Origin of the sequence: Pelomonas cellulosilytica (assembly GCF_021353265.1) — a bacterium.
GTDB classification, from domain to species: Bacteria; Pseudomonadota; Gammaproteobacteria; order Burkholderiales; family Burkholderiaceae_C; genus Pelomonas; species Pelomonas cellulosilytica.
This window is the reverse complement of the sequence record NZ_JAJTWU010000010.1, coordinates 247,081-264,060: the sequence shown is the minus strand read 5'-3', so window position 1 is coordinate 264,060 and position 16,980 is coordinate 247,081. Positions and strand designations below refer to the sequence as shown.

The window sequence follows — 16,980 nt, the reverse complement described above, 5'->3', positions numbered from 1 at the left end:
GGTTCTTTCTTTCAATAGGTCAGGTGATCGAACACCGCATCCACCATCACCGGGAACGGTGCGCAGGTGTTGGACGCTGTCAGTTCGACCTGATCCAGAAACTGAGGTTGCAGCAGCCTTTGGGTGAAGGCCGCCCTGGTGCCGGGCGCCAGCATCCAGTCCTTGAAAATTGCCTGCAACCGTGGTCGGTCGCTCGCGAAGGCGTTGGTGATCTTGTGGCTCGGCCAGAAACCCCAGTAGGTGCTTTCGACAAAGCGTACGGTGGCGTGCGTGCTGGGGTGTTGAGCCCAGTGTTGCAGCAAGGGCTCCAGCGCGAGACTGGCGTAGTCGGCCATCACCAGCAGTGCGAGTGGGTCTTCGAGGTCGTACCAGATGCCATCAGCCGTCCACTCGCCGCGCAGGCAGGCGTCGAATGAGGCCAGCATGAACTCGTTGAGAACGGCGCGTTCGTCGGCATCGAATGAGCCGGTGGGGCACCGGCCTACGCGGTCAAGTGTCAGCTCAACCGAGTGGTGGGTGTCTTCGCCGTTCGCCAGCAATTCCAGCAAACGCGGGAGCAGGTACTTCACCTCGTCGGCCGGCTGGCCGTCGACGGACTTGGCGCCGGTGCTGTACTCGTAGAAATGCAGCCGCTTCAGCTGGCGCAGCGGAACGGCCCGCATCTCGCGTTCGAGCTCTTCGTCCATGCAGCAGGACGTGCAGACGTCCAGCGGGTGTTTGGGCGGCGTGTAGGCGCCGAACACCTCGTAGGCGCGCCGGACCGCCGCATTCAAAGCCGGCGTCGTCATGGGTCTCTCCTTGGAAATGAAGCCCTGCCGGCCACGCCGGCAGGGCGGCACTCAACGCAGCTTCACCAGCCCGTTGAGCACCTGGTCCAGACCTCCGAACACGGAGATCTTGTCGATGCGCTCGGCCACGCGTTCCAGCGTTTCCAGCTCCTTCAGACGCAGGGCGACGGGGTTGTCCTCCATCACCTTGGCCGTATTGAGCAGGGCGCGAGTGGCCGCGGTTTCCTCGCGGCGCCGGATCACGTTGGCTTCGGCCGCCTTGCCGGCCTCCACCACCTGGGCGAGGATGGTCTTCATCTCGCCCGGAAGCACGATGTCCTTCACGCCGACGCCGTCCAGTTGCAGGCCGAAGCCGGCGAGCTTGGGCACGACATGCGCCGTCACGACCTCGTCGATGACCGACTTGTTCTCCAGCAACTCGTCCAGAGTTCGGGTGCCCACCGCCGCGCGCAGGCCGAACTGCAGCTCGCGGTAGAGGTGGTCAGCCGGCTTGGACAGTTGCTCGAACGCGCGCAGTACGTCCGCCGGGCTGGCATAACGCCAGTTCGCCGAGAGGTTGAGCCGCAGTGCGACCTTGTCCCGGGTCAGGATTTCCTGGCCCGTCACCTCCAGCGCCTGCAGTCGCAGGTCCACCAGCTCCACGGCCACGTTGCGGCCGAACTTCCAGAACGCGTGCGCGCCGGGTTCCAGCAGCCGCTCGACCTTGCCGTCCACGCGCAGCAGCGCGGCACCGTGTTCGGGCACCTCGACCTGCAGCACGCCGGCCAGGCCGGTGAGGGTGCGGGGGCGCAGCTGCGGTTGCGCGAGGCGCGCAGCCGCGGCCGCCGGCAGTTCGGCCGACTCGCGGATGTCGATCACCTCGACCTGCACGTCGACGAAGCCGCGCCAGTACAGGCGCCGCGTGCCGGGCGGCAGCAGCTCGACCAGCACGCCGTTCTCGGCGCGCAAGCCGACCTGGTGCTCGCCCAGCTCGACGCGCGTGAACTCGGCGTCCACCACCTCGGGCTCGTGGGCCATCAGGTAGTCCGTCAGCGGGTGCACGAAGGCCGGTGCGCCGAGGTTGAAGAGTTCAACCTTCAGCTCGTCCAAGCCGGCGAACAGCCAATGCGTGCCCGGTTGCAGCACGCGCTCGAAATCGCCATTGCGCAGCAGCAGGCCGCGCTCGTTCTTCTTCACGGTCACACGCTTGATCTTCATGGGATCCTCCTTGGGTTGCGTGTTTGTTTGGAAAAGGGTGCCGTTACAGGGACCCGTGCGGACGCCGGATGCCTGGGCCCGGAGCCAGGGCGCGCGTCGAACGCCTACTCGCTGCAGACGCTCTCGGCTGACCGTGGATGCGAAGCCCCGCTTGCCCGGCGCACGAGCGCGGGCCGCTGATGCGCGATCCGGCCGGGGCCGGGGCGCACGTTCGGCGGAGTGGTCTTGCGACCGGTTTGGTTTTGGAGTGGGAGTCGAACCCACGACAGACGAATTACGAGTTCGTTGCTCTACCGTTTGAGCTATCCAAATGGCAGGAAAGTTGGGAATCGAACCCAACCCTTGCGGGGCACCATGCATTTCCTAGATCAGCCGATTCCGGCAGGGCGGCATACGCCGTGGCAACGAGCGATGAAGCCCGGTCACGGCGCACCGGCGGGGCGTGGGAACCCCGGCCCGTGGGCCTTTGCCTTCTTCGGCAGATTCGTGGCCGCCTCAGTTGAGGCGGGATCCTTTCGGCAGGCGCGCGGCCAGCCACTCGTGCACGTCGGTGCGGATGTGGCGGCCCTTGAGGATGAAGTCCTCGAAGCGGCTCGGCACGAACGGTGCGAACAGCAGCGGCATGCGGGCCTCGTCCGGCGTGCGGTCGGCCTTGCGTGCATTGCAGGCACGGCAGGCCGCGACCGTGTTCATCCAGCTCAACGGGCCGCCGCGGCTGGCCGGCACGATGTGGTCGATGGTCAGCACGCGCGCATCGTGCACCACGCCGCAGTAGGCGCAGGTGCAGCGGTCACGCTTGATGACCTTGGCCTTGCCGTAGACCGGCGCGAGGTCGAAGAGGTTGAGCCTCGAAGAACCGCCCAGCGCCACGATGGCCGGAACCTCCAGCATCGACTGGCGGCCGGTGGCGGCGTTGAAGCCGCCACGCAGCACCGCGAGCGGACGCTCGCCTGCCGACCACACGACGGCGTCGGTGGCGACGAGCGTAGCGGCCTGCTCGACCGAGATCCAGGCCTGCGGCAGGCCGGTGATGTCCAACTGCAAAGCGTCGTGCATCGGAGCCTCCTTTCTCTGGGCAGGGCACGGTTGAGGGTGGCGGTCAACGCTGGTAGTGGTCGCGGTTCATGCCGTCGAAAGCAGCCGCTGCGCAGGCAGCAGCGCTTGAAACGACCTCGCGGAGCCGCATGGGCAAGGGTCGTTACGGCCGAGCTTCTCGACCAATTCCTTGTGGCCGTGCACGACGCGGTCGCCGCGCTTGACCTGCGTTTCAGACGGGAAGCCCTTGCGGCGCTTGCTCATCGTTTCGAAAGCTGTGACGGGTGGTCTTCTTCATGATGGCTCCCGGGTGGCTGGTTGAATGCGCTTGGGGGTGGTCGACCGGATTCGAACCGGTGATGCCAGGGTCACGACCTGGAGCCTTCGGCCTCTAGGCGACGACCACCCCCAAGCACACGGATGGAAAGATGGCGCCGCCAGCGGGCTCCGACCCCGCAACCTCCGGTTCGACAGACCGACGCTCTCCCCGCTGAGCTATGGCGACGTGAGAAAAATGAGAAGGGTTGTCGGTGACGGGTTCCGACGCCGCCCAATCGTTGCGGCCGGTTTGCGCCCCTCGAAGCGTGAGTTCGCCAAGGGGCTTCGTTGGGTGGCTGGCCATGCAGGACTTGAACCTGCAACCTTCGGTTTTGGAGACCGTTGCGCTGCCAGTTGCGCCAATGACCAATCGGTGTTGGTACCCCGTGCGGGAGTCGAACCCGCCTCTTCGGCTTGAAGGGCCGAGGACCTCACCGGAAGTCCAACGGGGCGTTGTGGTGGTGCCGCGTGGACGACTCGAACGTCCGACCCACGGTTTCGTAGACCGGCGCTCTCACTCCACTGAGCTAACGAGGCAAGAAGAGAAGCCATCTCGGCTGTGTCCACACGCGACGCGACCGGCCTGCGCAGGCTGGAGATGCGTCGCTGCACGCGACAGGCGGCCGCCCGAGCGCACATGCACACCGAACCGGCCGGTGCTTGTGCGTGGGCACACCCGAGATGGGGCAGGGCAGCCGGGGACGAACCCTCGGCGCCTGCCGGTTTTGAGCGCCGCGCCGATGTGGCCGGCGGGTGCTCGATGCGAGTTGTGAAAGAGCAGGCACTGCGCGAACGCAGCGGCGTCGGGGCGTGCCCGGCGCTGGGTGCGGTTGACCGCGGAAAAACAAAAAGGCCCGGTTCCTTGGCAGGGACCGGGCCTCTAATGAGCGTGGAAGGGCGGCGTCTAGCCTGGGCCTTCACCCGATGGATTGGTGTCATGGCGCTCACGACCGAAGCCGTGTGCATAGGCGACCGTGGGCATGCCCAGCGATTTCGGTCCCTGATCCCGTGTCGGCCGCGCGGCATCGCACCAGCTCAGGGAGCCGGTGAAGTCGATGACGTTGGCGAGAAGGCGGTTCATGTCAGGGCGCGAAAGCGGTTCGGTCTGGGTTGTGGTTGATGTTGCGGCTCAAGCAGTGTTGAGCGAATCAGCGCATTGTTAAGAACGTTCACGACTTGGTCAAGCGCGACGTGCCACCTAGAATGAGTGTGAAGTGTTTTCACAACACTCCGCCATACCAGCTCACCATGCCCAGTCCCTCCACCATCCGCCGGCTCAATGCGCTCGCGCTGTTCCAGTCCTTCGCGGAGGAGCGCATCACCGCGGGCGATCCGCCCAAGGGGCTGGAGGCTGCGTGGGCCGCGCGCATCGGCGTCAGCGGCGCGACATGGTCCATGGCCAAGAGCGGTTCGCGGCCCATCGGCGACAAGCTCGCGCGGCAGATCGAGCACCACAGTGGCAAGGAGGCCGGTTGGCTCGACGAGGAGCGCGAGCCGGCGGGGCTGACACCCGCCGAGCAGCAGTTCCTGGCACTGGCACTAAAGGCCTATCGTGGTACCAACAGCGATGGCCGCAAGCAGCTGCGGCAATGGCTGAAAGGTTTCGGGTCGGGCGCGTGACGGCCCGGCCGGCCCTGCGGGAAGACGGGCTTGCGCCGACGCCAGCGAGCACTTAGCGTGCGGGCTCCCTGACTTCGAGTCCGTACGTGCCCGCCATTCCGCCAGCCTTCTCCGCCCCCTCCATGCGTCGTCGTGGTCTGCTGCTCGCGCTGCCGAGCGCCGTTGCGTTGTCGGCCTGGGCCCAGCCTGGCGCGCCGCTGTCGAGCCGCCCCTATCCGGGCCGCCTCGAACTCGAAGTGGACGCCACCGATCTGGCCCACCGTGTCGTGCAGGTCGTGCAGACACTGCCAGTGCGACCCGGGCCGCTGACGCTGCGGCTGCCGCAGTGGCTCCCCGGCGAGCATGGGCCGAACGGTAATCCAGCGCTGCTGGCCGGGCTAACTATCGAATCGGAGAGCGGCGCGCCGCTGCGCTGGCAGCGCGACACCATCGACGCGCTGGCCTTCCGTCTACAGGTGCCGGCGGGCGTGAACCGGTTGCGGCTGCGCTTGCAGCACCTGAGCCCACAAAGCGAGGAGCAGGACCGCGTCACGATGACGCCCGCGTTGCTGGGGCTGGAGTGGAACAACCTGCTGCTATACCCCGAGGGCCATACCGCAGCGGCCATCGAGACGGTCGTGCGTCTGCGCCTGCCTGCGGGCTGGCAGGCCGCCACGGCGCTGCGGGCGCCCGATGGCCAGCTCGCCCAGGCCGATGCCCAGGGCTGGTGGCAGTTCGGCGCCTGTTCGCTGGAGCGGCTGATCGACTCGCCGCTGTTCGCCGGCCCGCACTACCGGCGCGTCGAGCTCGATCCGCCTGGCGCTGCGCGGCCCGTCGTGCTGCACCTGTTCGGCGATACGCCGGCCGACATCGCCGCGACGCCCGCGCAGCTCGACGCCCACCGGGCGCTCGTGCAGCAGGCCGATCGGCTCTACGGCTCGCGCCACTACCGGCATTACGACTTCCTGCTAGCCGTCAGCGACCGTTTCGGCGGGATCGGCCTGGAGCACCACGAGTCCAGCGAGAACGCCGTGCGCACCGGCTACTTCAAGGACTGGGACAAGAGCGTCGCCTCACGCGGCCTGCTGCCGCACGAGTACACGCACTCCTGGTGCGGAAAGTTCCGCCGCCCGGCCGACTTGCTGACCCGCAACTACGAGCAACCCATGCGCGGTAGCCTGCTGTGGGTCTACGAAGGCATGACGACCTACTGGGGCGATGTGCTGACGCCGCGCAGCGGCCTGTGCACGCTGGAGCAGGCCCGCGACGCGCTGGCCTACGACGCCGCCACGCTGGAGATGCGACGCGGCCGGACATGGCGCAGCCTGCAGGACACGACCTCCGAGCCGTTGTTCTATGCCACGGCCCGCTTCAAGGACTGGCCGAGCTGGCAACGCACGGCGGACTATTACGCCGAGTGCACGCTGCTGTGGCTGGACGTGGACACGTTGATCCGCGAGCGCAGCGGCGGCCGGCGCTCGCTGGACGATGCCGCGCGCGCCCTCTTCGGCGTGCAGGACGGGCGCATGGAGCCGCTGCCCTACACCTTCGAGGACGTGGTGGCGGCACTCACCGCCGTGCAGCCGCACGACTGGCGCGGCTTCCTGCGCGAGCGGCTGGACGGGCACGGCCCCGGCGCACCGCTGGACGGGCTGGCCCGCAGCGGCTGGCGGCTGGGCTACACCGAGCGCGAGAGCGAATTCGCCCGTTTCGCCGCCGGCCGGCCGGGCCGTCAGGAGGGCCAGGACCTGAGCTTCTCCATCGGCCTGCGCATCGCCAAGGACGGGCGGCTGAAGGAGGTGCTGTGGGACAGCCCGGCCTTTGCCGCCGGCTTGGCGCCTGGGGGCAAGCTGGTGGCGGTCAACGACCGCGCCTACGACGCCGATCTGCTGGCCGACGCCATCACGGCCAACATCGGCGGTCAGGCGCCGCTGGCGCTGCTGCTGCGCGAAGGCGACGACTTCCGCACCGTGCGCGTCGACTACCGCGGCGGGCTGCGCTACCCGCAGCTGGTGCGCGTAGACAGCACGCCCGACCGGCTTAGTGAAATCATGGCGCCGCGCGCCTGAAGCACCCGCGACGGCGGCATCGCGCCGCCGTCGTGTTTACTTCGCCGCGGCTGCCGCCTTGTCGAAATCCCCGGCCCACGACCAGTTGGCCTTGGCCGGGTCGATCCAGCGCTTGATGGCGGCGTTCACTTGCGCCAGCGTCAGCGCCTCGCCACGGGCGTCCAGCTCGGCGTTCCACTTGAACTGCCGCCCGCGCTCCAGCTGCCCCGCGATGGCGCTGGCCACGGCGGCGTCATCGCTGCGCCAGGTGTCGCTGGCCGCCTTCATCGCGCGCTTGGCGGTGTCCAGCTCCGCTTGCGTGAGGCCGTCGCGTACCAGGCGGGCTAGTTCGTCGTTCAACGCCGCCTCCACACGGGCGCGGGCCTCGGGTGCGAAGATCGCGCCCATGCCGAGCTGGGCATTGGGTTCGAAGCTGGACGCGCTGAGGCCGGCGCCCGCGCCGTAGGAGATGCCTTCCTTTTGGCGCAGCCGCGTCAGCAGCCGCGAGTCGAAGCCGCTCGCGCCCAGCACATGGGTCGCGATGCGCAGCGCTGGGTAGTCCGCATGATCGTCGTCGATCGGCAGCAGCAGGCGTCCGGACACCATGGCATTGGCCTTGTCCTTCAGCGTCGTGCTCATGCGCAGCCCCTGCACGGCCGGCAGAGGGCGCGGCACGCGCGCATAGGGCTGCGGCACCGTCCAGCTGCCGAACAGGCGCTCCAGCAGCGGCTTGACTTCGGCGGGGTCGAAGTCGCCCACCAGCGCCAGCTCGCCATGGGCCGTGCTCCAGAACTCGCGATGGAAGGCCAGCAGCTGCTGTGGCGTCAAGGCCTTCAGAGCGGCGATGTCGTCGTCGATGCTGCCTACGTGGCGCGGGTCGTCGGCCGGGTAGGTCGCGGCGAGCGCCTGCCGAAGCGCGTGCGACGCGACGGCCTGCGGCTGCTGCAGGGCTTCTTCGGCGCCGGCGATCTTCTGGCGCGCGTACTGCGCGACCTCATCGGCCGGGAAGCTCGGCTCGCGCAACAGCTCGGCGAGCAGTGCAAGCGCCTCGCCCAGCTGCGGGCGGTGGCTGGACAGCGACAGCACGGCGCTGCCGGTCGGCTCGCTGTTCGCGGACACGCGCGTCTTCAGGCGGTCCAGCAGGTCGCTGATCTGCGCGCGGCTGTGCTGGCCCGTGCCCAGCATCAGCGTCTCGCCGATGACGTCGGCCTCGGTGCGCCGGCCGCGCAGCGTGTCCAGCGTGCCGTAGTGCAGGTTCAACGCCAGCTCCACGGTCTCGCCGCGCGAGCGCTTCGGCAGCAGCGCCACGCGCAGGCCGTTGGCCAGCTGGAAGCGCTGCGTGCGGCGGTCGATGTTGGTGGGGCTGGTATCGAAGGTTTCCCCGGCGGCGACGGCGGCCTTCGGCTTGTAGTCCTTCAGCGCGTCCGCCGCGGCGACGGGCAGCGCCAGCGGCGTGCGCTCGGGCTGGGCCGTGGCATAGAGCCGGCCGAGCGTGCGGTTGCTGGACAGCAGCCATTGGCGCAGCGTCGCGTTGACGCCATCCACCGTGGCTGCCTCGACGCGGTTGCGCAGCTGGAACAGCAGCCGCCAGTCGCCGGCGGCGATGGCCTCGGACAGCTCCACGCACAGCTGTTGAGGGTTGGCCATCAGCTCGTCGAAGTTCTTGGCCCACTGGGTCTGCGCGCGTTGCAGCTCCTCGGCGGTAATGGGCTCCTTGACGAGGCCCTCCACCGTGTCGACGAGCAGCTGCTGAGCACGGTCCACGTCGTTGTCCGACTTCAGCACCAGGCCCAGGTTCAGCAGGCCCGGCTCAGCGCTGCGGCCGGCCCAGCCGAAGGCCTGCGCCGCCATGCCCGGCTCGACGGCGCGCTTGTGCAGGCGGCCGTTGGGCGTGTCGGACAGCGCCGTGACGGCCACCTCGAAGGCGGCATAGTCGGGGCTGGCCAGCGCCGGGATGTGATAGCTCGCGATCACGCCCTGCTGTGCGCTGATGCGGCGCAGCGTCACGAGGCGCTCACCCTCCTGCACCGGCTCCACGGTGTAGGTCGGCGACAGCGTGCGTGCCGGCTTCGGGATCGCGCCGAACCGTTGGCCGATCTCCGCCAGCGTGCGGCGCGCGTCGAACGCGCCGGCAACGGTGAGCGTCGCGTTGTCGGGCTGGTAGTAGCGCTTGTAGAAGGCCTGCAGCCGCGGGATGTCGACGTTTTCCACGTCGGCACGTGCGCCGATCGTGCTGCGGCCGTAGGCATGCCACTGGTATGCGGCGGCGTGCGTGCGCTGCACGAGGATGCCCAGCGCGTTGTTCTCGCCGGCCTCCATCTCGTTGCGCACGACGGTCATCTCGGTGTCCAAGTCGCTCTTCAGCACCTTGGCGCCGGTCATTCGGTCGGCCTCCATCGCCAGCGCCCAGCTCAGCTGCGCCTGATCAGCCGGAAAGGTCTCGTAGTAGTTGGTGCGGTCGGCGCTGGTCGTGCCGTTGAACTGCATGCCGCGCTTGGACAGCTCGGTTCCGATGTTGGAGTGCTGGCGCGACGTCTTGAAGACCATGTGCTCCAGCAGGTGCGCCATGCCGGTCTCGCCGCTGCCCTCGTGGCGGCTGCCGACGCGGTAGGTCACGTTGACGGTGACCGTGGGCTTGCTGGCATCGGGGATAAGCAGCACCTGCAGGCCGTTGGGGAGGCGGTATTCGCTGACGCCCTCGGCCTCGCGCACTGGCGCGAGCGGGTTCGTGGCGGGCGCGGCGGCGGCCAGCAGCGGCAGCAGCAGCGTCAGGGCGGCAAGGCGTGGGGCGAGTCGCATGGCGTCACGGGCGGTTGGGGAGCGGCCAGCATAGCCAGCCCTGCGGCCGCATGACTCAAGTCAGGCGGACGACGAGCGCGACGTTGCTGCCGCCGAAGGCGAAGGAGTTGGACATCGCCGCGCGGGCAGCCGCCGGGCGGGCCTCGCCCGTGACGAGGTCCACCTGCGCGGCCAGCGCGCTGCTGCGCACATGGGCGCTGGGCGGCAGCAGGCCGCGGCGAAGCGCCTGCACGGTGGCCACCAGTTCCAGTGCGCCGCCAGCGCCGATCAGGTGGCCGTGCAGCGCTTTCGTCGCGGACACGGCCACGGCACGTTCGCCAAACACCGCAGCGATGGACTCGGCTTCCACCGCATCGCCCACCTCGGTGGCCGTGCCATGCGCGTTGACATAGCCGATGTCGGCGGCTGCCAGGCCGGCGTCACGGAGTGCGGCCGTCATCGCGCGGGCCTGGCCGGCGGCGTCGGGGCGCGACAGGTGCACCGCGTCCACGCTGTGGCCGTAGCCGGCCAGCACCGCCAGCGGCGTCGCGCCGCGGGCGCGGGCGTGTGCCTCAGTCTCCAGCACCAGCGCCGCCGCGCCTTCGCCGAGCACCAGGCCCTTGCGGCCGTCGTCGAACGGGCGGCAGCTCTGCGCGGGTGCGTCGGCGTCCAGCGGCGCCATCACGCCCATGGCTTGCCAGCCCAGCGCGCTGCCCACATGCAGCATCGACTCCGAGCCGCCCACCAGGGCCAGGTCCGCGCGGCCATTGCGCAGCAGCCACAGCGCCTCGCCGATGGCCTGGGCCGACGAGGCGCAGGCGTTGGAGATGGCCAGCTGTGCGGCGCGCAGCTGGTGGCGCATCGCCAGGTGCGAGGCCGCCGAGTTGGCCATCACGCGCACGACCGTGTACGGGTGGATGCGCGGCGGGCGTGCCGTGAACATTTGTGTGTACGACGTCTCCATCGAGATCGAGCCGCCCAGGCCCGTGCCCCAGGCGATGGCGGCGCGCTCCGGGTCGGGCGCCGCGGCCGGCAGGCCGGCTTGCGCCCAGGCCTCGGCTGCCGCCTCCAGCGCCAGCAGGCCATGGCGGTCGTACAGGTTGCGCTGTGCGGGCGGCATGCCGGCGGCCAGCGCCTCGGTGACGACCCCCGCGGCGAACGGCTTGAGGGCATGCGCCTCGCTGCCGGGCTGGGCCGTGATGCCCGAGCGGCCGGCCTGCAGCGCATCGGCCAGCGTGTCGGCGCCGGCGCCCAGCGCGCTGATCGCGCCGAGGCCCGTGATCCAGACGGGCGTCATCAGGCGATCGCGGGCTCCGCTTTCGCGGCCAGCAGTTCATCGACCAGCGCGGCCAAGCCAGCCAGCGTCGGGTTCTGCAGCGCGCGGTCGTGTTCGATGTTGACGTGGAAGTGGTCTTCCACGGTGAACATGAAGTCGACGAGGCCCAGCGAGTCGAGGCCCAGCTCGACGAAGGGCGTGTCGACCTTGTCGTTCAGTGCCTCGGCGCCCAGTTCGCGCTGGGCGATGGTGCAGAGTTGGTCAAGCGTGTTGCTCATAAAGGGCTCCGGGAGTCGGGTGGCGGAATGGGGCCGGCGGCAAGCGCCGCAGCAGGAAGTCGCGCACGGTGCGGGCGACGGCGATGCGCTCGTTGTCGAGCGTCAGCATGTGATAGCTGTCGTGGAACCAGTGCACTTCGGGCTCCTGGGCCAGGCGCTGTTGCAGCTCGTGCACGCTGCGCGGGCCGGACACGTCGTCCTCCGTCGCATGCAGCACGATGGCCGGCGCGCTCAGAGCGCCGAGCCGGCCGCGCACGTGGCGGATCAGCCGCGTGGCCTCGTACAGCGACGCCGCCGACAGCCGCGCGGCGCCGACGGCAGAGACCTGGTCCGACGCCATGGCCTGCTCGACCCAGGCCCGCAGCCGCTCGTTTTTCAGTCCGAAGGGGGCTGTCTCCTTGAAGCTCATGCGCCGGCGTAGCGGCGGCAGGTAGGCCAGCGGCAGCAGGCGGCGCCAGGGCGAGACGTTCCAGCCGTCGAAATGCAGCGTCGTCGAGATCAGCACCAGCGCCGCAGCGGGGCGGCGGGCCGCCAGCGCCAGCGCCAGCACGGCGCCCATGCACAGCCCGCCGACGGCGACGCGACCATGCGTGGCGGCGAGCCGGTCGAACAGCGCCTCGGCCTCGTTCAGCCAATGCTCGAACGGCGGCACCGGCAACTGCTCGCCCGTCTTGCTGCTAACGCCGTAGCCGGCCATGGCCGGCGTCTCGACGACATAGCCAGCCTCTCGCAGTGATTTGGCCACGGGAGCCAGTTCAAGGGGGTTGGCGCACAGGCCGTGAAACAACAGTACCGCCGGGCGGCGCGCATCCAACGAAGTCATGGCCGGCAGTGTCGAAACCCCGGCCGTCACACGCTTGACTCAAGCCTTGCCGCGAGCTGACGCGGCGTGACAGGCCCTCGTCAGCGCTTCCGGCGTGCTCGCGCCATACTGTCGGTCATGCGCATCCTCCTTGTGGAAGACGACGAGCAATTGGTGGAAACCACGGCCCGGGCCCTGCGGTCGCAGGGGTGGGTCGTGGATTGCACAGCGCGCGGCGAACCGGTGCCGCGTTCGCTGCGCGAGGACGCCTACGACCTGCTCATCCTGGACATCGGCCTCGCCGGCATCGATGGCTTCGAGACGCTGCGCCGCGTGCGCGCCGAGGGCCTAGCCGTGCCCACGCTGATCCTGACGGCGCGCGACGCCGTCGAGGACCGCGTGCGCGGCCTGGAGGGCGGTGCCGACGACTACCTCGTCAAGCCCTTCGCGCTGACCGAGCTGGTCGCCCGTGCCCGCGCGCTGGTGCGCCGTAGCCAGGCCCGCACAAGCAACCAGTTGCAGCTTGCGCGCCTGCGTATCGACCAGGAGGCCCGTCGTGCCTACATCGACGACGAGCCACTGGCGTTGTCGGCCCGCGAGTGGGACGTGCTCGGCTTTCTGATGGCGCGGGCCGGCAAGGTGGTGCCGAAGGAGCACATCGCGCTGGCCAGCAATGCGTGGGATCAGGGCGTCAGCGACAACGCCATCGAGGTCTGCCTGTCGCGCCTGCGCGCCAAGATCGAGCCCGCCGGAGTGCAGCTGCGTACTGTGCGTGGGCTGGGCTACCTTCTCGAAGAAATAGGCTGACGCGGTGCCCGCGCCCGCTCGGTCGAGCCTGCGGCGCCGCCTGTTCGGCTGGCTGATGCTGCCGCTGCTGGTGATGCTGCCACTGCTGGGGGCGGCGCTGTACCGGCAGGTGCAGCACAGCGCGCAGGGCTGGCTGGATGAAGGCCTGGAGGACACGGCGCTGACGCTGGCCGGCCAGATCGACCTGCGGGGCGGTGAGCCACGCATCGACATCAGCGCGACGATGGACCGCGCATTGCGCTTCGACCGGCAGGACGATGTGTTCTACCTCGTGCTGTCGCCGGCCGGCACGGTGCTGCAGGGCGATGCCGGGCTCGTCGAGCTGCAGCCGCGGCCCCACCCGCAGGTCGCCGGCAGCGCCTACTACGGTGACGTGTGGTTGCGCGGCCGGGAGCTCCGCCTGGTACAGCTGGGCCGCGAGTGCGGCCAGGGTGCCTGCCAGGTGCTCGTGGCAGAGACGCTGCACAAGCGGGACGCGCTGCAGCGCGAGATTGCGACTTACGTCGCCGTCAACGGCATTGCGCTGGCGCTGCTGTTGGGCGTGGCTGTGTGGTGGGCCACGCGCCAGGGCCTGGCGCCGCTGACCGGCCTGAGCGCCGAACTGGAGCGGCGCGACCTGCACCGCTTGACGCCGCTGAGGGCCTCGCTGCCGCGCGAGCTGGTGCCGTTGCAGGCGGCGTTCAACCGGCTGTTCGACCGCCTGGGCCGCGCCGCCGAGGCGCAGCGCGAGTTCCTCGCCGATGCCGCCCACCAGCTGCGCACGCCGCTGACGTCGCTGCAGACCGAGATCGAGCTGGCGCTGCTGGAGCCTCACGACCAGCGCCTGGACCCGCTGCTGCAGCGGCTGCGCCAGCGCGTCGTGCGCAGCGCCCGCCTCGCGCAGCAGCTGCTGTCGCTGGCGCGGGCAGAGGACCGCAGCGTGGACGTGGGCCAGCGCATCGACCTGCGCGACGTGGCGATGGAAAGCGGCCAGGACTGGGCTCACCGCACGCTGCCGCACGACGTGGACCTCGGTTTCGAGCTGGCCGAGGCGCCGGCGCTGGGCCATGCCTTCCTGCTGCGCGAGCTGCTGGAGAACCTGATCCACAACGCCGTCAACTACGCCGGCCCCGGCGCGCGCATCACGGTGCGCTGCGGCAACGATGAGGAGGGTTCCTGGCTGGAAGTCGAGGACAACGGCCCCGGCATCCCACCTGCCGAGCGGCCGGCGGCGATGCAGCGCTTCCGCCGTGGCGACCAATCCATGCGTACCGCGGGCAGCGGCCTGGGCCTCGCCATCGCGGCCGACATCGCCGCCCGTCACGGGGGGCGGCTGGACTTGCTCGACGCCCATGGCGGTCCCGGCCTGCGCGCCCGGCTGACGCTGCCGCCCGTGTCCGAAGGTTGAAGAAGCCCGGCCGCGGTCGCGCTATTCGCGTCGCCAGGCCCGACCGTTCGACCTAGCATGGGGGACCCATGCGCCGCCTCGTCCTTGCTCCTGCCGTGCTGCTGGCCCTCGCGCTGGCTGGCTGCGGCACGCCCAGCCAGCCGCTGCCGATGACCGTCACGCCGGTGGATGCGCTGCAGATCCGCAGCTGGGTGCCCGAGGCGCTACTTCACCAGGTCGCCGTGGCGCCCGTGAAGGGCGGCGCGATGACGGGCCGCTGGTGGGGCTCGCAGGTCAGTGCCGAGGCGCTGCAGCAGGCGCTGGAGGAGTCGCTCTACGCCGTCGGCATGAAGCCGCCCGCGCCGGAGCCGGCACCGCGCTTCGAGCTGCAGGCACAGCTGTTGCCGCTGGACCAGCCGCTGATCCCGGTGGCCGGCGTCACGGTGGGGGCTGCCGTGCGCTATGCGCTGGTGGACAAGTCCAGCGGCCGCACCGTCTACGAGCGGCGCATCGCCAACACCGACGAGGCCGGCTTCACCGAGGCCATCGTGTCGCCGTCGGAGCGGCTGCGCCTGGCCAACGAGCGCGTGCTGCGCGCCAACATCAACCTGCTGCTGCGTGACCTGGTGACGTTGCGGCCCTGAGCTCGTGGTGGCGGCGCCCGGCCGTCCACCACAGCGCCAGCGCGCAGGCCAGGCCCAAGGTGCTGGCCGTGCCGAAGAACAGCATCATGCCGTCGTAGCCCGCCGGGTTGGCGGCGCTGGCACCGGCGCGGTCGTTGAGCCAGCCGGCCACGAGGTTGGCTCCGCCGACGCCGGCGTTCTGCACCACCCACATCAGGCCGATCGCCGTGCCGAGGCGCTGCGCCGACACCAGCCGGCTCGCCAGCGGCCACATGACGGCCGGCACCAGCGAATAGCTGACGCCGATCAGCACCGTCGTGATCCACAGGTTCCAGTGCGTCAGCGCCAGGATGGCCAGCGCCAGCGGGAGCAGCAGCGCACCGAAGGCCAGGAACGGGGCGTAGCGGCCCTGGCGGTCGCAGAGCCAGCCGAAGGCCGGGGTTGCGACGACGGCGGCCAGGAACACATAGCTGTTCATCTCGCCGGCCGTGGCCAGGTCCAGCTCGTGCACATGCTGGAAATACTTGATCGAGAAGGTGCTGCGGAAGGCCAGGATCACGGCGTACCAGAGCACGCACAGCAGCAGCATCACCCAGTAGGCGCGGCCGAAGTGCAGCAGGTCACGCCAGACGAAAGCCTCGGCGCGCTGCGACGTCGGCAGCTGCCCCGCGCGGCGCGGGCCGCGGTCGGCCCACCAGTACAGCGCCGCGGCGAGGCAGGACGTGGCGGCCATCACCGCGGCGATGACCAACGGCGGTTGCCAGCCCTGCGCATAGGCGCCGGCGAACCAGGTGGGCGACATGTCGGCGCTGTAGGAGCCGAGCCGGCCGATAGCCAGGAGCGAGGCCATGGCCAGCGCCACGCGGCTGCCGGGGCCGTGGAAGTAGTCGGCCGCGGCCGCCAGCGACGCGATGCCCATGGTCTCGGCGCCGATACCGAACAGCAGCCGTCCCGCCGCCATGCCGTAGAAATCGGGGCTGAAGGCCGTCAGCAGCGCGCCGACCAGGCAGAGCGTGGCCGTCGCCAGCGTCATCAGCGGCGCGCCGAAGCGGTCCACCAGCAGCCCGCCGACCAGCACCATGACGACGTTCGGCAGGCTGTAGATCGCGTTCAGCAGGCCGATCTGCGCGTCGCTGAAACCGCGCTGCTGCTGCAGCAGGTCCGCCACCGGGCCGATGGCGTCGTAGCAGTAGTAATTGCCATAGCCGGACACGGCCACCAGCAGGATGACCAGCCAGGCTCGGGCGGCCGACGGGGCGACGGCGGCGCTCACAGTTTGCGGTGGGCCAGAGCCGGCAGCTGCTGGCGCACCTGGGCGAGTCGCTGGACATCGACGTCGGCGCAGACGACGCCTTCGCCTTCCGGCAACACCGCGAGTACCTCGCCCCAGGGGTCCACGACCATGCTGTGGCCCCAGGTACGGCGGCCGTTGGGATGCCGGCCGCCCTGGGCGGGGGCGATGACGTAGCACTGGTTCTCCACCGCGCGGGCGCGCAGCAGCAGCTCCCAGTGCTTCTCGCCGGTCGTGTAAGTGAACGCGGCCGGCACGGCGACCAGGTCACACGGGTTGTAGCGGCGGAACAGCTCCGGGAAGCGCAGGTCGTAGCAGACCGACAGACCCGTGCGAAGCCCGCCGGCGTCGAACACCGTCGGCGCCGTGCCGGGCTCCAGCACGCGTGCCTCGTCGTAGCTTTCGCGGCCGTTGTCGTAGGCGAACAAGTGAATCTTGTCGTAGCGTGCAGCCAAGCGGCCGTCGGGGCTGAACACCAGCGTCGCATTGCGCACGCGGTCCGGGGCATCTGCCCGCATCGGCAGCGTGCCGCCAATGATCCACAGGCCCAGTTCGCGCGCTGCCGTGGCCAGCATGGCCTGAATGGGCCCCTGGCCCGGCGTCTCGGCGATGGCCAACTTGTCGCGGTCGTGCTGGCCCATCAGGCAGAAGTACTCGGGCAGCGCGGCGAGCCGGGCGCCCTGCGCCGCGGCGTCGTCGAGCAGCCGGCGGGCGGTGGCGAGGTTGGCGGCCACTTCGGGGCCTGACACCATCTGGAGGGCGGCGATCTTCATG

At 69.9% G+C, this 16,980-nt stretch carries 16 protein-coding genes and 5 tRNA genes; 5 read left to right on the top strand and 16 right to left on the bottom strand.

The annotated features are described in order from the left end of the window. Nucleotides 1-11: 11 nt before the first annotated feature. From LXT13_RS23940 to LXT13_RS23895, 10 genes are all read right to left on the bottom strand, one after another. Nucleotides 12-686, bottom strand: coding sequence for a hypothetical protein (locus tag LXT13_RS23940; protein WP_233374829.1), 675 nt, complete (start codon nt 684-686; stop codon nt 12-14). A gap of 153 nt (nt 687-839) precedes the next feature. Next, nucleotides 840-1,985: a slipin family protein gene (locus tag LXT13_RS23935; protein ID WP_233374828.1), complete on the bottom strand. Its 1,146-nt coding sequence runs from the start codon at nt 1,983-1,985 to the stop codon at nt 840-842. Nucleotides 1,986-2,480: 495 nt separating this feature from the next. Further along, nucleotides 2,481-3,041 carry an HNH endonuclease gene (locus LXT13_RS23930; protein WP_233374827.1) on the bottom strand — a complete coding sequence of 187 codons (561 nt, stop codon included), beginning with the start codon at nt 3,039-3,041 and terminating at the stop codon, nt 2,481-2,483. Between the two features lie 66 nt (nt 3,042-3,107). Beyond that, complete coding sequence (locus tag LXT13_RS23925; protein WP_233374826.1) at nt 3,108-3,284, bottom strand: SEC-C metal-binding domain-containing protein; 177 nt, start codon at nt 3,282-3,284, stop codon at nt 3,108-3,110. A 65-nt stretch (nt 3,285-3,349) separates the two neighbouring features. Then, nucleotides 3,350-3,427 (bottom strand) — tRNA-His (locus tag LXT13_RS23920). A 22-nt stretch (nt 3,428-3,449) separates the two neighbouring features. Beyond that, nucleotides 3,450-3,525 (bottom strand) — tRNA-Asp (locus tag LXT13_RS23915). A 106-nt stretch (nt 3,526-3,631) separates the two neighbouring features. Beyond that, nucleotides 3,632-3,707 (bottom strand) — tRNA-Trp (locus LXT13_RS23910). Nucleotides 3,708-3,715: 8 nt separating this feature from the next. Continuing rightward, a tRNA-Glu gene (locus LXT13_RS23905) sits at nt 3,716-3,790 on the bottom strand. 7 nt (nt 3,791-3,797) lie between these two features. Next, nucleotides 3,798-3,875: transfer RNA gene (locus LXT13_RS23900), tRNA-Arg, on the bottom strand. Between the two features lie 367 nt (nt 3,876-4,242). Further along, nucleotides 4,243-4,419: a hypothetical protein gene (locus LXT13_RS23895; protein WP_233374825.1), complete on the bottom strand. Its 177-nt coding sequence runs from the start codon at nt 4,417-4,419 to the stop codon at nt 4,243-4,245. A gap of 167 nt (nt 4,420-4,586) precedes the next feature. Between LXT13_RS23895 and LXT13_RS23890 the strand changes: the two genes are divergently transcribed. Both LXT13_RS23890 and LXT13_RS23885 read left to right on the top strand, forming a co-directional pair. Next, nucleotides 4,587-4,958 carry a hypothetical protein gene (locus LXT13_RS23890; RefSeq protein WP_233374824.1) on the top strand — a complete coding sequence of 124 codons (372 nt, stop codon included), beginning with the start codon at nt 4,587-4,589 and terminating at the stop codon, nt 4,956-4,958. A 122-nt stretch (nt 4,959-5,080) separates the two neighbouring features. Next, nucleotides 5,081-7,006, top strand: coding sequence for a M61 family metallopeptidase (locus LXT13_RS23885; protein ID WP_233374823.1), 1,926 nt, complete (start codon nt 5,081-5,083; stop codon nt 7,004-7,006). Between the two features lie 36 nt (nt 7,007-7,042). Here the strand turns inward: LXT13_RS23885 and LXT13_RS23880 are convergent, their stop codons facing one another. The 4 genes from LXT13_RS23880 to LXT13_RS23865 are packed head-to-tail and all read right to left on the bottom strand — an operon-like array spanning nt 7,043 to nt 12,140. After that, a complete protein-coding gene (locus tag LXT13_RS23880; protein ID WP_233374822.1) occupies nt 7,043-9,784 on the bottom strand; it encodes a M16 family metallopeptidase in 2,742 nt (913 codons plus the stop codon). Nucleotides 9,785-9,839: 55 nt separating this feature from the next. Beyond that, nucleotides 9,840-11,060, bottom strand: a complete 1,221-nt coding sequence (locus tag LXT13_RS23875; RefSeq protein WP_233374821.1) for a beta-ketoacyl-[acyl-carrier-protein] synthase family protein — start codon at nt 11,058-11,060, stop codon at nt 9,840-9,842. Beyond that, on the bottom strand, nt 11,060-11,317 hold the full coding sequence (locus LXT13_RS23870; RefSeq protein ID WP_233374820.1) for an acyl carrier protein: 258 nt from the start codon (nt 11,315-11,317) through the stop codon (nt 11,060-11,062). Before LXT13_RS23870 ends, LXT13_RS23875 begins: the two co-directional genes overlap by 1 nt. Next, nucleotides 11,301-12,140: an alpha/beta hydrolase gene (locus LXT13_RS23865; protein WP_233374819.1), complete on the bottom strand. Its 840-nt coding sequence runs from the start codon at nt 12,138-12,140 to the stop codon at nt 11,301-11,303. The genes LXT13_RS23870 and LXT13_RS23865 overlap by 17 nt, the downstream gene beginning before the upstream one ends. Before the next feature lie 117 nt (nt 12,141-12,257). On the opposite strand from LXT13_RS23865, the gene LXT13_RS23860 reads away from it, so the two are divergent. The 3 genes from LXT13_RS23860 (at nt 12,258) to LXT13_RS23850 (ending at nt 14,936) form a co-directional block, all read left to right on the top strand. After that, nucleotides 12,258-12,926, top strand: a complete 669-nt coding sequence (locus LXT13_RS23860; RefSeq protein ID WP_233374818.1) for a response regulator — start codon at nt 12,258-12,260, stop codon at nt 12,924-12,926. Between the two features lie 4 nt (nt 12,927-12,930). Continuing rightward, nucleotides 12,931-14,313, top strand: a complete 1,383-nt coding sequence (locus LXT13_RS23855) for a sensor histidine kinase (RefSeq protein WP_233374817.1) — start codon at nt 12,931-12,933, stop codon at nt 14,311-14,313. 68 nt (nt 14,314-14,381) lie between these two features. Beyond that, the gene (locus LXT13_RS23850; protein ID WP_233374816.1) at nt 14,382-14,936 is read left to right on the top strand and encodes a hypothetical protein; all 555 of its coding nucleotides are present in this window, start codon (nt 14,382-14,384) and stop codon (nt 14,934-14,936) included. Here the strand turns inward: LXT13_RS23850 and LXT13_RS23845 are convergent. Beyond that, on the bottom strand, nt 14,896-16,188 hold the full coding sequence (locus LXT13_RS23845) for an MFS transporter (RefSeq protein ID WP_233374815.1): 1,293 nt from the start codon (nt 16,186-16,188) through the stop codon (nt 14,896-14,898). The two genes, LXT13_RS23850 and LXT13_RS23845, sit on opposite strands and share 41 nt — an antisense overlap. Further along, entirely contained in the window at nt 16,185-16,979 is a 795-nt protein-coding gene (locus LXT13_RS23840) for a carbon-nitrogen hydrolase family protein (RefSeq protein WP_233374814.1), read from the bottom strand. Before LXT13_RS23840 ends, LXT13_RS23845 begins: the two co-directional genes overlap by 4 nt. Nucleotide 16,980 lies beyond the last annotated feature (1 nt).

What these genes read in the sequence shown, in the direction of transcription:
- LXT13_RS23940 (WP_233374829.1), bottom strand. Translation starts at nt 686, where the DNA reads ATGGACGAAGAGCTCGAACGCGAGATGCGGGCCGTTCCGCTGCGCCAG.
- LXT13_RS23935 (WP_233374828.1), bottom strand. Translation starts at nt 1,985, where the DNA reads ATGAAGATCAAGCGTGTGACCGTGAAGAAGAACGAGCGCGGCCTGCTG.
- LXT13_RS23930 (WP_233374827.1), bottom strand. Translation starts at nt 3,041, where the DNA reads ATGCACGACGCTTTGCAGTTGGACATCACCGGCCTGCCGCAGGCCTGG.
- LXT13_RS23925 (WP_233374826.1), bottom strand. Translation starts at nt 3,284, where the DNA reads ATGAGCAAGCGCCGCAAGGGCTTCCCGTCTGAAACGCAGGTCAAGCGC.
- LXT13_RS23895 (WP_233374825.1), bottom strand. Translation starts at nt 4,419, where the DNA reads ATGAACCGCCTTCTCGCCAACGTCATCGACTTCACCGGCTCCCTGAGC.
- LXT13_RS23890 (WP_233374824.1), top strand. Translation starts at nt 4,587, where the DNA reads ATGCCCAGTCCCTCCACCATCCGCCGGCTCAATGCGCTCGCGCTGTTC.
- LXT13_RS23885 (WP_233374823.1), top strand. Translation starts at nt 5,081, where the DNA reads ATGCGTCGTCGTGGTCTGCTGCTCGCGCTGCCGAGCGCCGTTGCGTTG.
- LXT13_RS23880 (WP_233374822.1), bottom strand. Translation starts at nt 9,784, where the DNA reads ATGCGACTCGCCCCACGCCTTGCCGCCCTGACGCTGCTGCTGCCGCTG.
- LXT13_RS23875 (WP_233374821.1), bottom strand. Translation starts at nt 11,060, where the DNA reads ATGACGCCCGTCTGGATCACGGGCCTCGGCGCGATCAGCGCGCTGGGC.
- LXT13_RS23870 (WP_233374820.1), bottom strand. Translation starts at nt 11,317, where the DNA reads ATGAGCAACACGCTTGACCAACTCTGCACCATCGCCCAGCGCGAACTG.
- LXT13_RS23865 (WP_233374819.1), bottom strand. Translation starts at nt 12,140, where the DNA reads ATGACTTCGTTGGATGCGCGCCGCCCGGCGGTACTGTTGTTTCACGGC.
- LXT13_RS23860 (WP_233374818.1), top strand. Translation starts at nt 12,258, where the DNA reads ATGCGCATCCTCCTTGTGGAAGACGACGAGCAATTGGTGGAAACCACG.
- LXT13_RS23850 (WP_233374816.1), top strand. Translation starts at nt 14,382, where the DNA reads ATGCGCCGCCTCGTCCTTGCTCCTGCCGTGCTGCTGGCCCTCGCGCTG.
- LXT13_RS23840 (WP_233374814.1), bottom strand. Translation starts at nt 16,979, where the DNA reads ATGAAGATCGCCGCCCTCCAGATGGTGTCAGGCCCCGAAGTGGCCGCC.